Annotated in this window: 16 protein-coding genes; 4 read left to right on the top strand and 12 right to left on the bottom strand. The window is 52.4% G+C overall.

What is annotated here, in order from left to right; all coding sequences use genetic code 11:
- Nucleotides 1-177: 177 nt before the first annotated feature.
- The 7 genes from FHS18_RS26640 to nirB all read right to left on the bottom strand — a co-directional run bounded on the left by FHS18_RS26640 (nucleotide 178) and on the right by nirB (nucleotide 8,512).
- Nucleotides 178-1,098: an L-lactate dehydrogenase gene (locus FHS18_RS26640; RefSeq protein ID WP_183603430.1), complete on the bottom strand. Its 921-nt coding sequence runs from the start codon at nucleotides 1,096-1,098 to the stop codon at nucleotides 178-180.
- A gap of 40 nt (nucleotides 1,099-1,138) precedes the next feature.
- Nucleotides 1,139-1,918, bottom strand: coding sequence for a formate/nitrite transporter family protein (locus FHS18_RS26635; RefSeq protein WP_183603429.1), 780 nt, complete (start codon nucleotides 1,916-1,918; stop codon nucleotides 1,139-1,141).
- Nucleotides 1,919-2,216: 298 nt separating this feature from the next.
- The gene (locus FHS18_RS26630; RefSeq protein WP_183603428.1) at nucleotides 2,217-3,917 is read right to left on the bottom strand and encodes a methyl-accepting chemotaxis protein; all 1,701 of its coding nucleotides are present in this window, start codon (nucleotides 3,915-3,917) and stop codon (nucleotides 2,217-2,219) included.
- Between the two features lie 187 nt (nucleotides 3,918-4,104).
- The gene (gene hpf, locus FHS18_RS26625) at nucleotides 4,105-4,659 is read right to left on the bottom strand and encodes a ribosome hibernation-promoting factor, HPF/YfiA family (RefSeq protein ID WP_183603427.1); all 555 of its coding nucleotides are present in this window, start codon (nucleotides 4,657-4,659) and stop codon (nucleotides 4,105-4,107) included.
- A 221-nt stretch (nucleotides 4,660-4,880) separates the two neighbouring features.
- A complete protein-coding gene (locus FHS18_RS26620) occupies nucleotides 4,881-5,708 on the bottom strand; it encodes a uroporphyrinogen-III synthase (protein ID WP_183603426.1) in 828 nt (275 codons plus the stop codon).
- A 26-nt stretch (nucleotides 5,709-5,734) separates the two neighbouring features.
- The gene (locus FHS18_RS26615; RefSeq protein ID WP_183603425.1) at nucleotides 5,735-6,049 is read right to left on the bottom strand and encodes a nitrite reductase (NAD(P)H) small subunit; all 315 of its coding nucleotides are present in this window, start codon (nucleotides 6,047-6,049) and stop codon (nucleotides 5,735-5,737) included.
- Nucleotides 6,050-6,079: 30 nt separating this feature from the next.
- Nucleotides 6,080-8,512, bottom strand: a complete 2,433-nt coding sequence (gene nirB, locus FHS18_RS26610) for a nitrite reductase large subunit NirB (RefSeq protein ID WP_281378870.1) — start codon at nucleotides 8,510-8,512, stop codon at nucleotides 6,080-6,082.
- A gap of 192 nt (nucleotides 8,513-8,704) precedes the next feature.
- Here nirB and pflB point away from each other — a divergent pair, with 192 nt between their 5' ends.
- Both pflB and pflA read left to right on the top strand, forming a co-directional pair.
- Complete coding sequence (gene pflB, locus FHS18_RS26605) at nucleotides 8,705-10,933, top strand: formate C-acetyltransferase (protein ID WP_183603424.1); 2,229 nt, start codon at nucleotides 8,705-8,707, stop codon at nucleotides 10,931-10,933.
- 15 nt (nucleotides 10,934-10,948) lie between these two features.
- Nucleotides 10,949-11,692 carry a pyruvate formate-lyase-activating protein gene (gene pflA, locus FHS18_RS26600; protein ID WP_183603423.1) on the top strand — a complete coding sequence of 248 codons (744 nt, stop codon included), beginning with the start codon at nucleotides 10,949-10,951 and terminating at the stop codon, nucleotides 11,690-11,692.
- 60 nt (nucleotides 11,693-11,752) lie between these two features.
- On the opposite strand, the gene FHS18_RS26595 is transcribed toward pflA, so the two are convergent.
- Nucleotides 11,753-12,310 (bottom strand): DoxX family membrane protein, encoded by a 558-nt coding sequence (locus tag FHS18_RS26595; RefSeq protein ID WP_183603422.1) that lies wholly within the window; start codon nucleotides 12,308-12,310, stop codon nucleotides 11,753-11,755.
- Between the two features lie 317 nt (nucleotides 12,311-12,627).
- Here FHS18_RS26595 and FHS18_RS26590 point away from each other — a divergent pair, with 317 nt between their 5' ends.
- Complete coding sequence (locus tag FHS18_RS26590) at nucleotides 12,628-13,548, top strand: diguanylate cyclase domain-containing protein (RefSeq protein WP_183603421.1); 921 nt, start codon at nucleotides 12,628-12,630, stop codon at nucleotides 13,546-13,548.
- 113 nt (nucleotides 13,549-13,661) lie between these two features.
- Here the strand turns inward: FHS18_RS26590 and FHS18_RS26585 are convergent, their stop codons facing one another.
- The 3 genes from FHS18_RS26585 to FHS18_RS26575 are packed head-to-tail and all read right to left on the bottom strand — an operon-like array spanning nucleotide 13,662 to nucleotide 14,651.
- Nucleotides 13,662-13,985: a DUF1048 domain-containing protein gene (locus tag FHS18_RS26585; RefSeq protein WP_183603420.1), complete on the bottom strand. Its 324-nt coding sequence runs from the start codon at nucleotides 13,983-13,985 to the stop codon at nucleotides 13,662-13,664.
- Nucleotides 13,986-13,995: 10 nt separating this feature from the next.
- Nucleotides 13,996-14,346, bottom strand: a complete 351-nt coding sequence (locus FHS18_RS26580; RefSeq protein WP_183603419.1) for a DUF1048 domain-containing protein — start codon at nucleotides 14,344-14,346, stop codon at nucleotides 13,996-13,998.
- Entirely contained in the window at nucleotides 14,343-14,651 is a 309-nt protein-coding gene (locus FHS18_RS26575; RefSeq protein ID WP_281378872.1) for a PadR family transcriptional regulator, read from the bottom strand. The genes FHS18_RS26580 and FHS18_RS26575 overlap by 4 nt, the downstream gene beginning before the upstream one ends.
- A gap of 431 nt (nucleotides 14,652-15,082) precedes the next feature.
- Between FHS18_RS26575 and FHS18_RS26570 the strand changes: the two genes are divergently transcribed.
- A complete protein-coding gene (locus FHS18_RS26570) occupies nucleotides 15,083-15,943 on the top strand; it encodes a helix-turn-helix domain-containing protein (protein WP_183603418.1) in 861 nt (286 codons plus the stop codon).
- Between the two features lie 28 nt (nucleotides 15,944-15,971).
- Here FHS18_RS26570 and FHS18_RS26565 read toward each other — a convergent pair whose 3' ends face one another.
- Nucleotides 15,972-16,820 carry an AraC family transcriptional regulator gene (locus FHS18_RS26565; protein WP_183603417.1) on the bottom strand — a complete coding sequence of 283 codons (849 nt, stop codon included), beginning with the start codon at nucleotides 16,818-16,820 and terminating at the stop codon, nucleotides 15,972-15,974.
- Nucleotides 16,821-16,953: the final 133 nt, after the last annotated feature.

Genomic DNA, 16,953 nt, shown 5'->3' with positions numbered 1-16,953 from the left:
GCGAAGACAGCGCAAAAAAGTCAACCAGAACGCTCTGGTTGACTTGATCATACGAATTCGGCTTCTTCCGCCAGGAATAAATCGAATTCCACCCTTTACGATTTCCGTATCGGACAGCGACTATACAAAAAAAAGCCGCAGATGCGCGGCTTTTCTTAATAACACTTCTCTTTTCTATTAGACGTCTATGGTTTGGATAAGCCCTTTCAGCTTGTCGGCCGAACGGTGCAGCAGCGTTTTCTCTTCCTCGGTAATCTCTAGCTCCAGCACCTCGCGAACCCCGTTTCGATCGACGATGCAAGGCACGCCCAGATAAACATCCGATACGCCGTGGTAGTCTTTCAGCAGCGTCGATACGTTCAGTACCGCTCCTTCGTCGCGAAGAATCGCCGTGCAAATGCGGTCGAGCGCGAGCGCAATCGCATAGTAGGTTGCGCCTTTCGCCTGGATGATCTCATACGCCGCATCACGGGTATTTAAGAAGATTTGTTCTTTTTGCTCATCGGAGAGCTTCAACCGTGTGCCCGCAATGTTGGCCAGACTCCATAGCGGAAGCTCGGAATCCCCATGCTCCCCAATAATGTGGGCGTGCACGCTGCGCGGGTCGATGTCCAGCTCCTCCCCGATCAAATAACGGAAGCGTGCGCTGTCGAGCAGCGTACCGGAACCGATAATGCGCTCAACCGGCCACTGCGATTTTTTCCAGGAGAAGTAGCTCATTATGTCGACCGGGTTCGAGGCAATCAGAATAATTCCGTCTTGATTATACTTGAGCACCTCGGTCATGATGCTCTCGAAGATCCCGACATTGCGTTTGAGCAGATCGATCCGCGTTTCCCCTTGCCGCTGCGCAGCGCCAGCCGTAATGACGATGATATCGGCTCCCCGGCAGTCCTCGTAGTCCCCGGCCCACACTTTGGTTTTCCCGAGAAACGGCAAGCCGTGATTCATGTCGATCGCGTCGCCGACCGCTTTGTTCTTATTCGCGTCGATTAACACCAGTTCGTCCGCTCTTTCGCGGAGCAGCAGCGTGTAAGCTGTCGTAGCGCCGACGGCCCCGACACCGATAACGACGATTTTCGTTTTGTTCTTTTCCATAAGTAACACTCTCCCATTCATTTGGTTAATTAATCCGATCCTACTCTTCCAAGTACGGTTTATTAACGTAGTAGTACATATAAGCCATTAGAATTGAACCGCCGATCAAGTTTCCTAACGTAACCGGTATAAGGTTGTGCAGCACGCCTCCAAGCGATATCGTACCCGGATGGTTAAGCACGAGCGCTATGGCGAAGGTGCACATGTTCGCGATGCTATGTTCATAACCCGAGATGAAGAAGCAGAATACGAACAGCATCATGGCGAACATCTTGGGCCCATCGCCCTTCAGCGCCATCGGGATAAAGAACGCCAAGCAGACCAGCCAGTTACACAGGATTGCCCGGAAAAACAGCTGCATCGTCGGCAGATGCATTTTCTTCTCGACGACGCTAAGCAGAAAAGCGTTCACCGATTCGTCCGCGAACAGCCCTGTCGTGTAGATCATGAAAGCGAAGAAGGCCGCCCCGATCATATTGCCGACGTAACTCAATCCCCACAGCTGAACGACTTGAGACCACTTCAGTTTGCGAAGGAAAGCCGCGTACGTATAGTAGAACGTGTTGCCCGTGAACAGATCGCCTCCCCCGTAAGCGATCAGAATGATCGCTGCGCCGAACGTCAGCGCGGCCATCGGGTACGTAAAGGGCGAATGTTCGTTGTAAAAAAAACTTCCGGTCTTGAAAGCGACGATGACGCCAAACCCGATAAACATGCTGGCTAACGCCGATCTTGCGATATAACGGACTCGGCTTTGCTTGAATACCTTGAACTTTTTGAGCGCCAGCTGCTCGACCGACCGCAGCGCTTCGACTTCCATAGGCCTTCCCTCGTTTCTATGCTTATCTGCCAGATAACCGACAGCCATTCATACCCGTTGCGAAATTGAATCAATCGGACTTCCTGTGATTAATTTGCCCAACGCGCCGATTCAAGGTCCCAAGAGTTGTGATCCAGCTCATATGTAAAAGTTACCATGAATTTCTAGAAGGCGATGTGATCAAAATCACACGAGTAATATATGCTTACCCGTAACAGTAAAAGACTTCACCCTGCTTGACCATTGCGCTCAAGAAAAACTTGAACACGATCAAATGGGTGAAGTCTATTGGCACGCATTAAACGGTGAATCTACCGATCAAGGATTGCAGCTCCTCCGCCATATGGGACAACGAGGCGGCGGATGCTTGGATTTCCTCCATCGACGCCAGCTGCTCTTCCGTCGCGGCGGATGCATTCTGGGCGCCGCCTGCCGCTTGTTCGGCTGACGCCGAAATCGATTGAATCGTACTCAACATGCGAGACGAATCTTGGGTCATCTGCGCCGCTGACCTATTGATCTGCTCGATCTGCTTCGATACGGCATGAACGGACTGGTGAATGTCGCGGAATACCTCATATGCTTGCAGGACAGCGGCCGCCCCTTGAGTGACCTCCCCATTAACGGACTGGACGACGTTCATCATGAGCTGGGTTTCGCGCTGCGAGTCGCGGATAATTCCGCTGATTTCATGAGCGGAGCGCGCTGATTGCTCAGCCAGCTTCTTAACCTCATGCGCGACGACCTCAAAACCTTTGCCATGCTCCCCGGCCCGCGCCGACTCGATGGCCGCATTCAGGGCAAGCAGATTCGTCTGCGCCGCAATTTCGGCGATAACGTCTACGCAACCGCCGATTGCGGAGGAACGCTCGTGCAGCCGGACCATCGCTTCATTGAGGGTCGTTACCTTTCCGCTAACATCTTCCATATGATGGTTCGCCTGCTCGACGACATACCATCCTTTTTCCGCCCGCTGCGCAGCTTGCTGCGAATTCTCCGTTACCTCAACGGCATACTGGTTGACGCTTGCAAGCTCGCCGGTCAGTGAATGCATCATCGTGAGCCCGGCTGCCGTTTCGGCGCTTTGCGCATCGGCGACTGCTGCTGCTTGTTGGACGGTTACGGCGATATGCTCGGTCGCTTTACCGGTTTGATCCGCGCTGGCTGCCAGCTGAACCGAGGATGCCGCAACCTGGTCGGATGTTTCGCCGATGCGGAGCAGCATGTCCCGAAGTTTCTCAAGCATCCGGTTAAAAGAGCCAGCCAGACGGCCGATCTCATCTTTGCTCTTCGTGTGAATCGTGCGCGTCAAGTCCCCTTCGCCATCCGCAATATCCTTCAATTGCCGTTCCATCCACTTCAACGGACGAAGGAGATGGCTTAGGATGACGAAGCAAAGGATGACTGCGATCACGCTGCCGATTCCCGCAAAGAGGAAGATCATCGTGGTCGTGGAAGAGACATACTTCTCGATAACGGCTATTTTCGGTCCCACTAGCCACATGCCGATGGTCTTACCTTGCTCGTCCTGGAGCGGAACATAGTAGGTTAAGTAATCCGTCCCCACAATCTGCGCTTTGCCCAGATAGGGCTCATTCTGCTGAAGTACCTGCTCGGCAATGTGCGGTTCCGCCTTCGTTCCGATGACGCGCTTGCCTTCCTGCATAATATTGGTCGATACGCGGGTATCGCCGAGAAAGAGGGTTACCGCGCCGCCGGTGATTTGGCTCATTTGGTCCGGGAATTCAGCGTTATCGTTCATCCGCGTCGTCCCTTTATACAGCACGCCGTCCTTCTCGGACCATGATCCGGGATATTTCTGGTCCATCCAATTGTAACCTAGCTGTGAGACTGCCTTTACCCGATCCGAATAAACTTGGTGCATCGATTCCTTGATTTGATATTGGGTTACAGCCGCAATAATAACAAGCAGCATGACGATAATGAAAAGCGTCATTAAGACTAATTTGGCGCGCAGCGAACGCGTGATGTACGTCATGGTGTTGATCCCCTCGCTCTATGATGAATATCCTTAGTCTAGTTGAAATGGATCGTCTACGATGTGAGTTTTGTCACACCAAGGGAGCGAAGTGATGTTGAGTCCATTACCTTCCGACAGCAAAAAAAGACGCTTACTCCTCATGGAGCAAACGCCTTTCATGCTGCCTCATCGTACATACGCTGCCTTATTCGGCCAGGAGATGTCCGTACGTACCATCCTTGCGGCGATAGACGACTTCCATTCGGTTGGTCTCCCGGTTATGGAACAAGTGGAAGGAATGGTCCGTCATGTTCATTTGCAGAATCGCTTCCTGGATGTCGACCGGCTTCATGTCGATTCGCTTCACTTTCATGATCGGGAAATCATCATCAGCTTCCTCCACGGCAACGGGAACCGCTCTTCCTTGCTGCAGGTGATGCGCAAGTGCCCGGCTTTGAGCTCTAAGTTTGCGGCGCGCGCGTTCTTTGTATTTGCGTAAGATCCGCTCTATTTTGTCGGCAACCTCGTCAATGGCGGCGTACATATCAACATGCCTGACCTCCGCACGGAATACCATGCTGTGATAAGGGATCGTCACCTCTACGGCGTTCTCCTGCTTATGTCCTTGTACGGAGAGCGATACGTGAATGGACACCGGTTCGTCGAACCAAGTTTGCGCGGGCCCGATTTTTCGGTCTGCGTATTCTTGAAGTGCCGGAGTTACCGTAAGGTGTTTGCCATGTACGTGGATGGATGTCATGATGAAGTCCTCCTTCATGTAAGAAGCTCACTTGCATGGTTTTATTATAGAGCGGCCCTATCTGGTTGAATGTGATGCATCTCACATCTGACTTGGAAGAATATGGTTATAATCCAACGCCAAAAAGCCGCCCTCCTTAATCGGATGACGGCATTCCGAATCCCCCGCGACAGGGCTCGTATCCGGATGATCTGGCGCTCGCACGCCCACACGATTGCTAATCACGTTCCGATGCTTACGGCATGCTTCTCGTAATATCTAGCGATCTCGACTAGCATGCCGCCCAAACGTTCCACGTCGGGCACGATAACCCGGCGCACGCCTTCCTCCTTCAAGCCCGTGGCCGTAACCTTCCCGACGGCGACGGCCAACACGTTCGCGTCGAATTGCCGAATAAGGTCTTCATGCGCTCCGATTTCGCGGGCATATTCGAATAAATACGCAATTTGCGCACGAGTCGTGAAACATACGGCGTCTACTTCGCCAGCCTGAATCTCGCGCAGAGCGTCGGACAGCGTTCCCGGTTCAGGCGGTTGATAGTGGTAGGGAAGGGAGAGCGTAAGCTTGCTTACGCCCCGTGACCGCACGAAGTCGGCGATTTCGGAATGGGCTTGCCCATGCAATTGGATCCATACGCGTTTACCGTTCAAATCGACTTGGGCTAGTTTGTCGGCGACGCTGCGAAGCGACCCATCGTCCGCGATGACCTCCGGCTGAACGCCCAGATTTTTCAAAAATGCGAATGTTCGATAACCTCGGCTGGCTACGTTCGCGGTACGCAGCAGGTCCGTAAAGGCTGCTAGAAGGCCAAGCGATTCCGCGCGCTCGCGAAGGTAAGCAAACCCGATGCCGGTCGTAAAAACGAGCCAGTCCGCGCCGGTCGCAACCAAACGCCGGATATCTTCGTCGACCGCGGTCTCGTCCGCGTAGGTTAAGCCCTGCAGCGGACGCACGACCGGAACGCCTCCGTGCTTTCGGATGAGCTCGGACATTTCGTCTATTTTTTGCGAGCCCGCGATTAAGATTTTTCTCCCGTTCAATTGGGCCATGAACGCTACTCCTTCCTTAACTTCCGTTATTCTTCCATGCCGACGTATACTTCGCCATCGCGAATATCCACGAGGAAACTTCGCACCTTGCCTTCATCTGGAGGGAGCACGCAACCGTCCGGCAGCCCGATCTTCCAATCGCAAATCGGATCGTACAGCACTTCGCCCGCTACGATGCCTTCCACGATCGTACCGCCCTTCGGACCCGGACTGCGGTTCTCCAAGGCGTACAGTTTGCCCTCCGTCGTTCGGAATACCGCGATTTGCTGGTCGTTCAAGCGAACGACGCGGCCTAGACGCATCGGGAACAGCTCTACCGAACCGACATGATAATACCGCATGTTCGTATCGCTCCTATCTAATCTTCGTTATTATTCATGATGCGCCGGTACCTTGATCTCCTCGAACAGCTGCTCTTTCAGCTTGCGGTTGTCCAGAATATCCCGCCATGGTTCCTTTACCTGTTCCAACGCCAGATCGATCCTGGCGTTCAGCTCTTCCCGCTTCTCCGCGTTGTCCACCACGGTCGCGATAACGTTTTCCAATCCGGTCCGTTCCAGCCAATCGCTCGTGCGTTCCAGATATTTCGCGGTTTCCCGGTAGTACTGGATGAATGCTCCGACGATACCCATGACTTCGTCGTCGGTCTTTACCTTGCAGAGCAAGTCGGCCAGACGGGCTTTGATGCCTCCGTTGCCTCCGACGTAAATTTCCCATGCGCCTTCGTTGCCGACGATTCCGAGGTCTTTCGTCGCGGATTCCGCGCAATTGCGCGGGCAGCCATTGACGGCCATTTTGAATTTCGCGGGCATGTCCAGCCGCTCGAACTTCTTTTCCAGCCGAACGCCCATATCGATGGAGTCTTTCGTGCCGAACCGGCAGAATTGAGAGCCGACGCATGTTTTGACGGTGCGCAACGCCTTCGCGTAAGCGTAGCCCGACGGCATGCCCAGCTCTTCCCAAACTTTCGGCACGTCCTCGCGTTTGATGCCCAAGAGATCTAGCCGTTGTCCACCCGTTACTTTCACGAGTTTGACCTTGTATTTCACGGCTACGTCCGCGATAAGACGCAGGTCCTCCGGCGTCGTGACCCCGCCGTACATTCTGGGGATGACGCCGAAAGTGCCGTCTTTCTGAATATTGGCGTGCATCCGTTCGTTGACGAAGCGCGCGTCGCGTTCGTCTACATGTTCAGAAGGCCAGATCATCCCTAAGTAATAGTTGAGCGCAGGTCGGCACTTCGAGCAGCCTTCCTCGTTCTCCCAGCCGAGCGCGTATCGGACTTCCTTCGAGGTGATGAGCCCCTTCTCCTTAATATTGCGGACTACTTCGTCTTTACTGAGCGTCGTGCAGGCGCATATCCCTTCTTTTTTGGCCGCGGCCGAATCATACTTGTCGCCCAGGACGTGCTTCAAGATTTGCTCGACGACCGGGCGGCAGCCTCCACAGGACCGGGAAGCACCGGTGGACATTTTGATTTCCTCGACCGTCGTGAATCCCTGCTCCTGAATGACATCGACGATCCGCTTCTTGGTCACCCCGTTACAGCCGCAGACGATTTCTTCGTCCGCGATATCCGCGACCGTATTGCCGGAAGCGGCTTCGACCGCCCCCATCAGCGCGCCGTGAATGGCATCCGTCATGACTGTGCCTGTTCGGATCCATTGCTGAAGCCGCGTAGATTCCTTGCCGTCGCCGATTAGAACTCCGCCTACAATGCGGCCGCCGCGCAGCAAGATCTTCTTGTAGATGCGTCGCCACTCGTCATGCATGCGCACGATCGCCAGGTCCGGCGCATCCATGAATTCGCCGGCCGAGAAGACGTCGATTCCCGAAATCTTGAGTTGTGTGGAGACGACGGTACCTTCGTACGGCTTGGTCTCCACGCTGCACAGATGCTTCGCGAGAACCCCGCCCTGTTCGAAGAGCGGAGCGACCAGTCCGTAGCTCACGCCCCGGTGTTCGTTGCATTCGCCGACCGCATAGATGTCCGACACTGACGTGCGCATGAAATCATCTACCACGATACCTCGGTTCACTTCGAGTCCGCTCGCCTTGGCGAGTTCGGCATTGGGTACAATACCGGCGGCCATGACGACGAATTCCGCCTCGAGCGTCGTTCCATCATTGAATTGCAGGCCCGATACGCGTTCGTCTCCCAGGAAAGCCGTCGTTTTCTTGCCCATCGCGAACTTTAAGCCTTGTCCTTCTAACTCAGCCTGCAGCATGAGCGATGCGGTCCGGTCCAGCTGACGTTCCATGAGTTCCTCGAATAAGTGGACGACGGTGACGTCCATGCCTAATTTCAACAGACCTTTAGCAGCTTCGAGGCCCAGCAGTCCGCCGCCGATTACCGCGGCCTTCCGGTACACGTCCGCGGCGCGAACCATTCGTTCGCAATCGTCTATGTCGCGAAATCCGACAATGCCCTGCTTATCCGAGCCGGGCACGTTCAGGCGGAACGGCCGTGAACCGGTAGCCAGAATCAATTTGTCAAACCCGGTTTGCACGCCGCTATCGGTTACCACCTGTTTGTGTGCAAGGTCGATCCGCATGACCGTCGCTCCGGTATGCAGCGCGATGCCGTTATCCTTGTACCACTGCCAATCGTTAAGAATGATGTCCTCGATCGCTTTGCTCTTCTCGAGCACGTAAGAAAGCTGTATCCGGTTGTAATTCGGATAAGGCTCCGCCCCGAATATCGTGATCTTATATTTGTTCGGTGCGAGCTTCAGAATGTTCTCCACCGTATTGATGCCCGCCATGCCATTGCCGACGACGACCAGATGTTCGCGTTCCAACATTCATTTCTCCTCGCATTTGAGCATTTGGCCTTTAATATTCGACGATTGGCAGCAAACCATACCTTCATCCTTCTCGTGGGATCATTTCCATTCGATGGACGACTATCGAGAATATGGACAGTCTGTTGCTTCGTAAAGAAGTGGCGGCTTACCGATACTAACTGGGTACTCGAGACCAAGGGAGGACATCTTATGATCGCATGGGAAGGTTTCAAGTCGGGGAGCTGGCGGGAGGAAGTGGACATCCGACAGTTTATTCAGCTGAATTATGAGCCATACGACGGCGATGACGGGTTTCTTGCCCAGCCGACCGCGTCTTCGAGGCAATTATGGGAGCAATTCATGTCCCTGGCCAAACAAGAGCGTGAGAGAGGCGGAGTCCTCGGGATGGATACGAAGGTTGTCTCCACCATCACTTCGCATGGCCCCGGATACTTGAACAAGGAACTGGAGCGAATCGTGGGGATGCAGACAGACGAGCCGTTCAAGCGGGCGCTTCAGCCGTTCGGCGGCATACGGATGGCCAAGAGCGCATGTGAAGCTTACGGTTACAAACTCGACGAAGAGATCGAGCGCGTCTTCTCCACCTATCGCAAAACGCATAATCAAGGTGTATTCGATGCCTATACGCCGGCCATGTCGCTCGCGAGAAAGGCCGGAATTATAACGGGGCTGCCCGATGCCTACGGTCGTGGACGGATCATTGGCGATTACCGGCGAGTGGCCCTCTACGGCATCGATTTTCTCAAGAAGAGCAAACAGGAAGAATTGTCGTTATACAACGAGCGGCCTATGACGGATGAAGTCATTCGCGCCAGGGAAGAGATCGCGGAGCAGATTCGTGCCCTGCAGGAACTGCAGGAAATGGCGGAAGGTTACGGATTCGACATTTCGAAGCCGGCAAACACGGCGCAAGAAGCCTTCCAATGGCTTTATTTTGGCTACTTGGCCGCGATTAAGGAACAGAACGGCGCAGCGATGAGCCTCGGCAGGACGTCGACTTTCCTTGATATTTATGTCGAACGGGATCTCAAGCGCGGCACGCTCTCCGAACAAGATGCGCAAGAACTCGTCGATCATTTCGTCATGAAGCTGAGAATGGTCAAATTCGCGCGTACGCCGGAGTATAATCAGTTGTTTAGCGGCGATCCGACCTGGGTGACGGAATCGTTGGCCGGCATGGGGCTGGACGGAAGGGCGCTCGTCACGAAGACCACGTTCCGCTTCCTTCACACGCTCGAGACGCTCGGTCCTTCGCCTGAGCCGAACTTGACGGTTCTTTGGTCGACAAGGCTCCCGGAAGCATTCAAAATGTACTGCGCGCGAATGACGATCAAAACGAGTTCTATTCAATACGAGAACGACGATCTCATGCGGACATATTTTGGGGACGATTACGGAATCGCCTGCTGCGTGTCCGCGATGCGCATCGGCAAGCAGATGCAATTCTTTGGCGCGCGCGCCAACTTGGCCAAAGCGCTGCTGTACGCCATCAACGGAGGCGTAGATGAGTTGCTGAAGGTGCAAGTCGCGCCGCCGTTCAGCCCCCTATTGTCCGACACGCTGGATTATGACGAGGTCATGACCGCCTTTGACCACATCATGGAATGGCTGGCCGAGCTGTATATCAACACGTTGAACGTCATTCATTTCATGCATGACCGCTACTGTTATGAACGGATCGAGATGGCGCTTCACGACCAGGACACGATGCGTACGATGGCAACCGGTATCGCGGGTCTGTCCGTCGTAGCGGATTCGCTCAGCGCGATCAAATATGCCCGCGTCAAGCCGATTCGGGACGAAAAAGGCGTAGCCGTCGATTTCTTGATCGAAGGCGAATACCCCTCTTACGGGAACAACGACGACCGCGCTGACGAAATCGCGGTTGATCTGGTTAAGCGGTTCATGAAGAAGCTGAAAAAACATTCGACCTACCGTAATTCACGAACGACGATGTCGGTGCTGACAATTACGTCGAATGTCGTATACGGGAAGCTGACAGGCAATACGCCGGATGGAAGAAAGCAAGGCGAACCGTTCGCGCCAGGCGCCAATCCGATGCACGGCAGGGATACGAAAGGCGCGATCGCTTCGCTCGCGTCAGTGGCGAAACTGCCCTACGAATACGCGTTGGACGGCATCTCCAACACGTTCTCCATCGTTCCGGGCGCGCTCGGCAAGAACGACGGGGAACGCGAGCGCAATCTAACCGCCATTCTGGACGGATACATGTCCAAAGACGGACATCACTTGAACATTAACGTATTCGACAAACAAATGCTGCTCGATGCTATGGAGCATCCCGAACAGTATCCGCAGTTAACGGTCCGCGTGTCCGGATATGCGGTCAACTTCATCAAATTGACGAAAGAACAGCAGCTTGACGTCATTAACCGTACGTTCCACGGCAAAATTTAGATTGGAGGTTCTCCTATGGATGCAAGCCAAGGAAGAATCCATTCCATCGAGACGTCCGGCATGGTAGACGGGCCGGGAATCCGGTACGTCGTCTTCATGCAAGGATGTCTGCTGCGCTGCCAGTATTGCCATAATCCGGATACGTGGACAATCGGCAAAGGCGGTCATAACATGACGGTGGATGAACTGGTCCGCGACATTCAAGCCTACTTGCCCTTTATGAAATATTCCGGAGGCGGAGTGACGGTAAGCGGCGGCGAGCCGCTGCTCCAAGCGGATTTCCTGCTCGCGTTCTTCCAAGCTTTGAAGCGGGAATACGGCATTCATACGGCGATCGATTCTTCGGGCGGTTGTTTTACGACGCACGGCCATTTCTTCGAGACGCTTAAGCAGCTTATCCGGTATACGGACCTCGTACTGCTCGACCTGAAGCAAATCGATCCGAAGAAACATCTTGCCCTGACCGGCAAGCCGAATGACCATATTTTGGAGTTCGCCAGGTTCCTATCCGACAACCGCGTTCCCGTCTGGGTCCGTCATGTGCTCGTACCGGGGGTGTCTGATGACGAAACCGATTTGAAGGGGCTTGCGGCATTCATCCGAACATTGAACAACGTACAACGGATTGAAGTATTGCCTTATCATGAAATGGGGAAGTATAAATACGAACAGCTCGGTATCGACTACCCACTCCTCGATACGAAGCCACCGGACGATATAACCGTACAGCGGGCCAAAGAAATATTAGGCGCGCACTGACGATACAAACAAAAGCAGCCTGCATCGGCTGCTTTTTGTCTTTTTCTATGACCGCACCTCTTAATGTGCGGGACGTGTCGTATTACCGGTGAATGGCTTCTCTTCCCCGCCGCCGCGTTTATTGCCTTTCACGAAGCGAGTTGCGTTCTTGCGAAGGAATGGCAGAAGGTAGTAATCGATCCCGAATCGGCCGGCGTTAGCGCCCGCGATCATCACGATGCCGCCGAGAAGAATGAGCCATGGATTCGTGCTTACCGTACCGGCGAACAGGAACATGAAGTTCATCAGCAGACCGAAGAATGCAGCCGCGGCCGTTAGACCGCCTACGATCAAGCCCAAACCGACAAGCGTTTCGCCAAGCGGAATCGCGAGATTAATTAACTTGACGTTCGGCAGCGCGACATGCTCCAGGAAATTCGTGAAGGTCGGGTAAATAAGTTCATTCGTAGCCCGGTCTACGACGGGTTTAGCGATCGCCCCTTGAAGAAAGCCCGCGGCGTCAAAGCCGCCTTTCAATTTATCGATGCCGTGCGTCAACCACTCGTATCCGAGATAGAGACGAAGCAAGGCCAACAAACCGGCTGCATATTTGTTTTCGCGAAGTAATTTGATCAACATATAGAACACGCTCCTTAATATAAGTGAATTATTTCACAAACTTCTTAGGAAGTTTCTCATGTCATCCGGTTTCCCTGCGACATGAGCTGCGCGGCGCTTGTTGTTGTCTTCCATGGCTTTATTATATGCCCTCTTCGCTACACAGGATGTGATGCACGTCACACTTTCTTATTCCATTGAACCTTATCCGTTCAACGATATCCCCTGTGCACCCCGCTTTATGCTAGTAATTACTCGTTGATATCACTATATAGGAGCAAGTATGATAGGTTTATCGCGGTTCGAGTAAGCGGTTTATTAACGTTGAGGTGACAGATGTGAACAAACACGAAGGAAGCAATATTCACCCCGACGTTTTCAAGCTCATGGTTGATAAAATGCGTCACGGGGTTGTCCTAACTGATCCTAATAAATTGATTATTTATGTTAATCCGGCTTTTACGGAGCTGACAGGCTATTCGCTTGCAGAGTTGTCCGGCAAAAACCCGGGCATTCTCCGTTCAGGCAAACACGATAAATCCTTTTATGACCATCTATGGAATGAAGTCTATACCAACGGTCATTGGCAAGGTGAAATATGGAACCGGCGGAAAGATGGCGAGCTTATAGCCGAATGGCAAAACATATACTCCTTACTCGACGAGTCAGGTCAAGTGCAATACTTCGCTTCCATTTTCACCGATATCTCGGAGAATAAGCGGCTGGAGTCGGCTTTGAAACGAGGCATGTATATCGATGGTCTCACCGGCGTTAACAATCGCAGATACTTTAATGAAAAAATCGAACAAAAAATAAAAGAATCCATCCAAAGCAACCAATCCATCACGTTGATGATGATTGATATCGACTTTTTCAAACGGTACAATGACCACTACGGTCATCTCCAAGGAGATCAATGTCTCATCCAGGTCGCTTCCGCACTATCTTCCTGTTTGCAAACCGGAGAAAAGCTTTCTCGCTTCGGAGGCGAAGAGTTTGTCCTTTTCCTACCCGGACTTGACCAACAAAGCTTGCTGGAAGCAACCAACCGATTCTTGAACGGCGTTCGGCAACTGAAACTTCCTCACGAAGACTCTCCTGTCTTGGATACGGTCACCGTTAGTATCGGGGCTGCGTTTATTACGCCTGATCAATCGTTATCCCAAACGGAAGTATTGGAACTCGCTGACCAAGCCTTATATCAGGCAAAAGAAAAAGGTAGAAACCGTGCGATAAGCATCAATTACAAGCTCCAGTAAGAGCGGCTCAATGGTTTTCAATGTGATTGAAGCAAAACAAGGCGAAGAAACCTAAGTCTCGATGCGGATTTAGGTTTCTTTGTTCTGTGTGCGGATTGCCACGCTAAGTTGTTTCATTCCTTGTTACGATTCGGGTCAACGGATTCTGAATAGATGTCAGCGTACGTTTTTGAATCTTGGATGAGATCGTCGCAGAATGCGGCTACGTCTCTGCCCGTCACTTCGAGCACGCCTTTCCCTCTCGCCGCCCCTTCTTCAAAAAGATCGACAATCCCCGAGAGTAATCCCGTCCCTTCGGTTAGCTCTACAGGACCGACCTTGAAGAAATAGTTTTGAATCTCTTTATAAACGACCTGATAATCTTGCGGGAGCGCTTTGACGCGCGCCACATGGGCCCGCCATTCTTTTTTGCCTTGGATAATATCGTGAATGCTCATGGTACTCCCCCTATTTTTTACCTAGTTTTTTGGCAATATTATGGTTGAGTTGTTCGCGCCACTTATCGCGATAAGACTTTGCCCCTTGTTCCCCGGCCAATGCCGAACAGAAGCCTTTGATGTCGTCTCCCAATACGTCGCGGACACGCTGTCCCTCCGCCGCCGTTTCTTCGAGCAGGCCAAGCACGCCGTCAAGAATGGGCATAAGGTTGCGCCCGGTGAAATCGGCGTTCGGCCAAAGATAGGCATTAATCTGTTCCCATGCCGCTTGGTAATCAGCCGGCAGCTTCTTGGCTCGCGCTTCAAAGGATTTCATTTCTTTCGTCATGTCGCTGCCTGTGATCTTTTCCCAAAAGTTCATGATTGGATCTCCTTTAACTCGTTCATTTTGGATGACACGAACTCCCATTTGTCCCAGAACCTCTGCAACTCCTCGCGTCCCGCGTCGTTCAACGCGAAAAACTTTCGCGGAGGTCCCATGTCGGACGGTTTCTTGGCGACTTCCACCAATTTGTTTTTCTCAAGCCGGATCAGAATGGTGTACACCGTTCCTTCGACAACATCAGCGAAACCAAGAGCATTCAGCTGCCGCGTTATTTCATAACCATATGTTTCTTTCCGGCTTATTATTTCAAGGACACAACCCTCAAGCACGCCTTTGAGCATTTCCGTTAAGTTTTCCAACACGATCACCCTTTGCTATTCTGTACGACTGGTATGCAGTGTTACTTACTACTGCTATAAAGTATCACGCAGTAGCGTGCTGTGTCAATATCAGGAGCTCAAAATGGTCTAACGCGCATTTTTCGATAGGTAGGAACATCATCGTTTCCGGCATTCACATTGGATAATCCGATTAACCACATATCATATCATTGGTAACCGAACCTGAAACACACGACTGCTTAGTGAAGTTCTCATGGCATAAATAGTGATCTCGCCCGGCGCAAACATGCTTAACGACCTCGGCTTCCCCAGTTGTCGCAAACTTGGAAAACATCTTGATTTTCCCTACCACACTCCTAGAACTAACCCCATCCCAACCCAAACAGATTATGGTATTATTCTGTGAACACAGATTTCACGAGGTGGTAGAAATGCCTGTTTTCGAAACTATTTTCAAAGAAATCAAAACGCCTATGGCGATCCTGAAACGCGATTATAGGGGCTTGTACGTTGAACGGTGTAACGATGCTTTCACTCAACTTGTCGGCTATACAGAGGCTGAGCTCACAAGGCTGAAGCTCGACGCGTTATTTCAAGCATGGAGCGAATCTTCTCTTACGGAGAAGCTGACCCCCTATACATTAAGAACCAAACAGAATCAAAAAATTCACGTCAAGATCTCTTGCCGAAAAAACAGTTCCAGTTCGCAGCCTACATGGATTTGCACGGCTCATGACGAGAGCGCTAAGTTATGGATTCAAGCACAGATGCAACGGCATACGGTACTAATCTCAGGGATTATTAACGCGAAGAATATGTTCGAAAGAGCGGACAAAAAGCTCCCTTACTTCTTGTTGGGGCAAGATATTGCGCTATTAGACAGGTCGATCATGTCCATTATTCACGAGGAAGAACAAGGGCGCGTACTTGAAGCCATTCGGCGCGCAGTGCTTGACCGACGTTCGGAGAGCCTCAGTATCCGCACCAAATGGCTAGGCAATGAAGAAAGTTTGGAAGTGACTTTTTCCCCCTTCTACCACAGCGATAACACCTTAAATCAATTTGCGTACGTCGTTACCGATTTTAGCTCCAAAGAGGATAATCCCTCCGTGAAGCTGAAGATCATGATGGCAAGGTGTAACTTATCGGCTGTAGATTTATCGGAATCGACTGGAATATCCGTTCAGACGATATCAAAGCTTAGGAATGGCAGAATCCACAAGCCCCAACGTTTAACGGCACTGTTATTAGCGTCCGAACTTGGCGTCAAACCTCAGGATATTTGGGAATGAACGAGGAGCTCGCTTGAAGAAGCTTATTTTAGTGAAACGATCCGCCTCCGTGCTTTCTTCGGTAGTCGCTAGGCGACACGCCATTGCGCTTCTTGAATGCTTTGCTGAACTGATAGACGTCGGAGTAACCGCAGGCTCTCGCGATATCCGTGACGGACTCGCCCGTGAATCGCAGGCGGCGGACGGCATGCTCGTTGCGAAGCTGATCCAGGTACTCCTTGGGGCTGCACCCGTACTGGGCAGCGAAGGTTCTGCGCAGATAGACGGGAGAGAACCCGGTCTGCTCCGCCAATTCGGTGATGCGGAACTCCGTGGCGTACCCCGTGTCCAACTTTTCCTTAAACTTACGAAGCGCCACCGCAATTCCTTCTTCGCCATTGTGCCTCCCCCCGGCTTCCGCCGCCTCGTGCGCCTCTTGTACCAATCGATACCAGATCGACTTTACCCGTGCCTCCCGCACGGAATCCCCAGGTACCCATTCTCTCTCCGCTTCCCGGAACAGTCCGCCGATCTTCCCCACACGATCACTCGGCAATGGCAAAAGAAAAGGCAGCCGCAGCCGTTCCATGGGCTCCGGTCCCTCCCATCCTTGCTCATTCTTCGTTAGCGATGCGCACTCGAATAGCACCATCGTCATCCGAAGGGGATGCGCCTCGGACGACTTCATGTAGAGGGGCAATCCGGGCCAAAGGTACACCAAGGTGCCCCCTTCGACCTCCTGATCCCCCTCCTCGGAGCGAAAAATCCCCTTCCCGCTGTAGATGTAATAAAAGGTATGGCCGGACACGGTCTGCCGAATGTCCTCCCAGCCTGGCAGCGCCGGCTTGGCCAGCACCCAATGGATATGCACCGCCATATTGCCCACAGCATATTCCATACGTCTTCCTCCATCCAATCATTTGTATCATTTATGATAAATGATTAGGATCCTTTTTGCCATTGTCCCTCGAATGCAAGCGATGCTAAACTCCGATCATACAGGGCATTAATTCGAGATGACCCGCAGAAAA

This window comes from Paenibacillus phyllosphaerae (genome assembly GCF_014192105.1).
Lineage (GTDB): Bacteria > Bacillota > Bacilli > Paenibacillales > Paenibacillaceae > Paenibacillus_Z > Paenibacillus_Z phyllosphaerae.
The sequence above is the reverse complement of the archived record's forward strand: the minus strand, read 5'-3'. Positions and strand labels throughout refer to the sequence as shown.